At 65.6% G+C, this 4,691-nt stretch carries 4 protein-coding genes and 1 pseudogene; all 5 read left to right on the forward strand.

Annotated features, from left to right (window positions below; translation table 11 throughout):
- Window positions 1-374 (forward strand): annotated as a pseudogene (locus HLH36_RS19200) (hypothetical protein); the annotation flags it as partial.
- On the forward strand, window positions 371-685 hold the full coding sequence (locus HLH36_RS19205) for a hypothetical protein (protein ID WP_182987881.1): 315 nt from the start codon (window positions 371-373) through the stop codon (window positions 683-685). The pseudogene HLH36_RS19200 and the gene HLH36_RS19205, both read left to right, overlap by 4 nt.
- On the forward strand, window positions 682-3,210 hold the full coding sequence (locus HLH36_RS19210) for a DUF927 domain-containing protein (RefSeq protein WP_182987882.1): 2,529 nt from the start codon (window positions 682-684) through the stop codon (window positions 3,208-3,210). The genes HLH36_RS19205 and HLH36_RS19210 overlap by 4 nt, the downstream gene beginning before the upstream one ends.
- 315 nt (window positions 3,211-3,525) lie before the next feature.
- Window positions 3,526-4,257: a hypothetical protein gene (locus HLH36_RS19215; protein ID WP_182987883.1), complete on the forward strand. Its 732-nt coding sequence runs from the start codon at window positions 3,526-3,528 to the stop codon at window positions 4,255-4,257.
- A gap of 139 nt (window positions 4,258-4,396) precedes the next feature.
- Window positions 4,397-4,654 carry a MerR family transcriptional regulator gene (locus HLH36_RS19220; protein WP_182987884.1) on the forward strand — a complete coding sequence of 86 codons (258 nt, stop codon included), beginning with the start codon at window positions 4,397-4,399 and terminating at the stop codon, window positions 4,652-4,654.
- Window positions 4,655-4,691: the final 37 nt, after the last annotated feature.

Here is a 4,691-nt window from a genome sequence, read left to right on the forward strand (position 1 = left end):
CGCGCGTCGAGAGCATTTTCCGCAGATGCCCCGTCATCCAACCGCATTACATTGCCCCCTGGATGGCCAAAGTGCGCGCTGCGGCTGTGTCCTGGCTGACCGAAATGAGCGCGGTCGATGCCATCCAAACCGATGAAGAAATTGGCCGCGCCATGGCGGACGAAGCGCGGCGGCACAACGTCACCCTTGATGAGGCTCTTTCTCGCTTGGGCGCTAGTGTCGCCGAATTCTGCTGGGCCGATCCTACACGAACGGCGATGCCCGGTGACGATCCAGTGTCCCGCGCCAAAAAGGCGCTGAGAGCAGGCGCCGACCGTCTGGCCTATTTCGCGGCGGAAGCCCTCGTTCGCAAGGCGATGGAGGGCTTGGAATGAGCGCCCCCATTCCCCGCCTCGACTTCGACCACATCAACCGCACCGCCATGAACGTGCTGCCGTCCCTGCTGGCCCGCTGGCTGCCGGACGGCCGGCGCCAGGGCCACGAGTGGGTGGCGCGCAATCCTCGCCGTGGCGATCGCTCGCCCGGCTCCTTCAAGGTGAACATGAATAACTGCCGTTGGTCCGACTTCGCGACCGGCGATCGCGGTGGCGATCCCGTGTCCCTGGCTGCCTACCTATTCGACCTGAAGCAGGGGGAAGCCGCCCAGCGGCTGGCCGCCATGCTTGGTCTGGGAGGTGAGGCATGAACGCGGTACCGCCCAATGCGCCGGCCACCCTGCCGGCAGGAATTCCTGCTGACCCGTTCCAGCCACTGACCCCGACTGAGCTGCGGGATGCAGCGTCCGCCGGCAGCAAGGACGAGGTGTGGGAGCCGCTGTCTCCGGCGCCGAGCGAGCCGGAGTTGCCGCGCGGGGCCTCGGCCATATGGGTCTATCGCGACGAGGAAGGCCGGCCGCTCTGCGCCCGCTTCCGCATGGAGCGTGAGGACGGCGGGAAGGACATCCTGCCGTTGACCTATGGGCGGCGGCTCTGGACCGATCGAGCCGGCCAGCGCCGGGATATCACCGGCTGGCATTGGAAGCAGGCGGCCAAGCCTCTGCCGCTCTATGGCCTGGATCGGCTGGCAGCCCAGCCTGATGCGTCTGTCCTGCTGGTTGAGGGCGAGAAGACGGCAGACGCGGCGCAGAGCCTGTTCCCCGACTATGTGGTGATGACGTCGCAGGGCGGCGGCAAGGCGGTCGGTAACAATGACTGGGCGCCGTTGGCCGGGCGCGCGGTGACGATCTGGCCGGACAACGATCAGCCGGGCCTGGCCTACGCAGATGCCGCCATCACGGCGATGCGCGAGGCCCATGCCAGCGTCATCAGGCAGGTGAAATTGCCTGCCGGGCTCCCGGATGCCTGGGATCTGGCAGACGCGCTACCTGACGGCATCGCGGAATGGAGCGAAGACCCCAATCCGCTGCGGACTGCGCTGGAGCGCGCTCCGCTCGCTGCGCCGAATGTCGAATTGCCGAGCGGATATCTGATGAAGCCGGGCGGCCTCTTCTTCCGGCCGGAGCAGACGGGGGAGGACGTCAAGCCGGACATCTGGATCGCGGCGCCCTTTGACGTGGTAGCTGAGACGAACGACGGTGACGGCTTCGGCTGGGGATTGCTGATCCGTTGGCTGGATCGTGACCGGCGCGAACATCAATGGGCCATCCCGAAACGGATGGTGCATGGCGAAGGGAAGGACATTGCTGGCGAGCTTGAGGATGCCGGCCTGAATTGTTCGATCCCCGCAACCCGCCACCTGCGCCAGTTTATCGCCTCAGTCCGCACGAAGACCCGCCTACGGTGCGTCGATCGCGCGGGCTGGCACCGCACCGACGATGGGCATGCCTTCATCCTGCCGGGTGGCTTCACCATCGGCGGCGGCCGGCGCTCGGTCGTGTTCCAGTCTAGCCGGGCCACTGTCGGGCGCGAGTTCACGCCCGGCGGTACGCTTGCGGACTGGCAGAAGCAGGTAGCGGCCTATGCGGTGGGCAACAGCCGGCTGGCCCTGTTCCTGTCGGCGGCTTTTGCTGGCCCACTGCTCGACATCATGGGTGAGCAGTCGGGCGGCATCCATCTGGTCGGCAAGTCCCAGTCCGGTAAGAGCACGTCCGCCTTCATCGCCGGCAGTGTGTGGGGCAAGGGCGATCGTGACGGCCAGATCCGGGCGTGGCGCGGCACTGCCAACGGCCTGGAGGGCATCGCCAGCGAGACATCCGACACGGTCCTGATCCTTGACGAGATGGGCCAAGCCGAACCGCGCGAGGTGGGCGAGATCGCCTACATGCTGGCGAACAACACTGGCAAGCAGCGGGCCGGGCGGAATGGCGATGCCCGGGCGCGCAAGACGTGGCGGGTGCTGTTCCTCTCGACGGGCGAAGTCACGCTGGCCGCGAAGATGGGCGAGGCCGGCAAGCGCGCCATGGCCGGGCAGGAGGTGCGCCTGGTCAATATCCCGGCCGATGCCGGCGCGGGCATGGGCGCCTTCGAGCGACTGCACGGCATGCGCTCGGCCGGCGCGCTGGCGGACCATCTCCGGGTGGCTTCCCGCACCTTCTATGGCGTGGCATCGCGGCATTTCCTCGATGCGCTGGTGCGGGACCGGGCGGCCGATCCGAAAGCACTGGAGGCGGTGATCCGGGCTATCCGGTCGCGGTTCGAGGAATCTTTTGTCCCAGCCGGCAATGTCGATGGGCAGGTGCGCAGTGTCGCGGCCCGGTTCGCCCTGATCGCGGCGGCGGGCGAGCTTGCGACTGACTATGGCGTGCTGCCCTGGGAACGCGGAGAGGCCCTGAAGGCGGCGGGTGCATGCTTCCAGGCATGGCTGGGGGAACGCGGTAGCGTCGGAGCCAGCGAAGACGTGAAGGCGGTCGAGCAGGTCCGGGCGTTCATCGAGCAGCACGGCGAAAGCCGGTTCACCAATCTCACCCCCGATCCCACCACCGGGGATGAGCGGACAGACGATCGGGTTCGGACCATCAACCGCGCCGGCTTCAAGCGGCGCGTCGCCACGCAGGACGGGGGACGTTGGGAATATCTGGTCCTGCCGGTGATGTGGAAGACGGAAGTCTGCAAGGGACTGGATGCTGCGAACGTCGCCAAGGTGGTGCGCGATGCGGGCTATCTAGTGCCAGGAGAAGGGAAGAACATGGCGGCCCGTGTCCGCCTCCCCAATGAAGGGCTGGCCCGCGTCTATATCATCAAGGGCGACATTATGGGGGGCGGCAATGAGTGACCGCACCCCCTTCTCTCGGATATCGTTTTTCTCGGTCGGAACAGTCGGAACGGTCGGAACATGCGAAAAAATCGGCAGTCTTCTAAGGATTGCTGCCGGAGCGATTGTTCCGAATAGGCGTTGCTCCGCTCGGAACAGGTCGGAACAGCGCATCTCCGTCGCCCGACTTTGTTCCGACTGTTCCGACTGGCGGAACATCCAGTCGGAACACGACCATCCGTATGAAATGGCGGTTTTCTGCCGGTTTCTGATCCGCGTTCCGACCGTTCCGACTGTTCCGACCAGATTTCATCATGTCCGAGCGGAGGTCAGCCCATGGTGAGCCCGAACCTCCTGCGCTGGGCGGAAGATCAGGCTCCACCGTCCTCCGGGCCGAGACAGATCGCCCCCATCGATCTGGCGGTCGTGACCGACGAAGAGCGCGCCGCCGCGCTGGCTGGAAGCGCCAGGGGCGTGATCCGCGAGCTTGAATGGTGCGGGGCCACGGTGCTGCTGAAGGACGGCGTTCCGGTCATCAAAGGCGGGACGGACGTCCAGCCCGAGACAATGGCGCTGGCCCGCGAACATCGGCGCGAGATCGCCATCGTGCTGGACTGCTGGGCGCGGGAATGGCTGCCGCCCCGTGAACCGGCTGTCGGTGACGCCCCGCCGCCCATCCCCTCCGTTGCCGATGCCGGGAACCATATCGAGCGGGACCCGGCGACCGGCAAGCTGCGTCTCATCGGGGAAGCTCCTGATGGGCAGTGGCTGACGGATCGTGGATGGACGTGGTGTCGCACCCGGCACCGGTGGATGGCGCCATACCCGCACGACGTTGCCGACCCGACGCCGGAATGGTTCGTCCAGCCTGCGCCCAGGCAGAGCGTGAATGGCAAGCCGGTGCCCGATATGGACCCCGCAGAGGTGCCCTGTTCGCTGTGTGGGCTCGCCCTCTGGTGGCGTCGGCACGACGTTTCCAGTCGAGAGTGGGTCTGCCGGACCTGCCATCCGCCCCCGCCGGGCATCGCCATCACAGCGCCGGGAAAGGAGATCGGCGCCGAGCGGTGATGCGACGGCGCGCCGTTGGCCGCCGAGTCGCGGCGGCTATCTGGAACGGCCAGACACGTCCAGACACAAGCAGACACACCAATAGATCGAAGTAAATATTCTTCTTTTTCTATCAGATATAATGGGGTATTGTTCGTGAATGCTTGAAATGCACAATAATTCCACTTCTTTCCGCCGCCCCTCATCTTCATCGAAAGATGCAGGGCAGACGCCGCGCTATATGGCGATCAATCCATTCTGCGCGTTTTCCGGGCTGACGCGATACAAGCTGTATGAGTTGCTGGGCACGGGCGACATCCGGGCGATCAAAGTCGGGAAACGCACCCTGATCGATGTTGAGCAGGCTCTTACATGGCTTGCATCGCGCCCCGTCGCCCAGTTCAGAAAGGCGTCGTGATGTCTGCCGTGGCAGATGATCAGCAGACCCCGAAGAA

Source organism: Gluconacetobacter aggeris (assembly GCF_014174395.1).
Lineage (GTDB): Bacteria > Pseudomonadota > Alphaproteobacteria > Acetobacterales > Acetobacteraceae > Gluconacetobacter > Gluconacetobacter aggeris.

Coding starts and splice junctions, on each gene's coding strand:
- HLH36_RS19210 (WP_182987882.1), top strand. CDS start 682: ATGAACGCGGTACCGCCCAATGCGCCGGCCACCCTGCCGGCAGGAATT.
- HLH36_RS19205 (WP_182987881.1), top strand. CDS start 371: ATGAGCGCCCCCATTCCCCGCCTCGACTTCGACCACATCAACCGCACC.
- HLH36_RS19215 (WP_182987883.1), top strand. CDS start 3,526: ATGGTGAGCCCGAACCTCCTGCGCTGGGCGGAAGATCAGGCTCCACCG.
- HLH36_RS19220 (WP_182987884.1), top strand. CDS start 4,397: ATGCTTGAAATGCACAATAATTCCACTTCTTTCCGCCGCCCCTCATCT.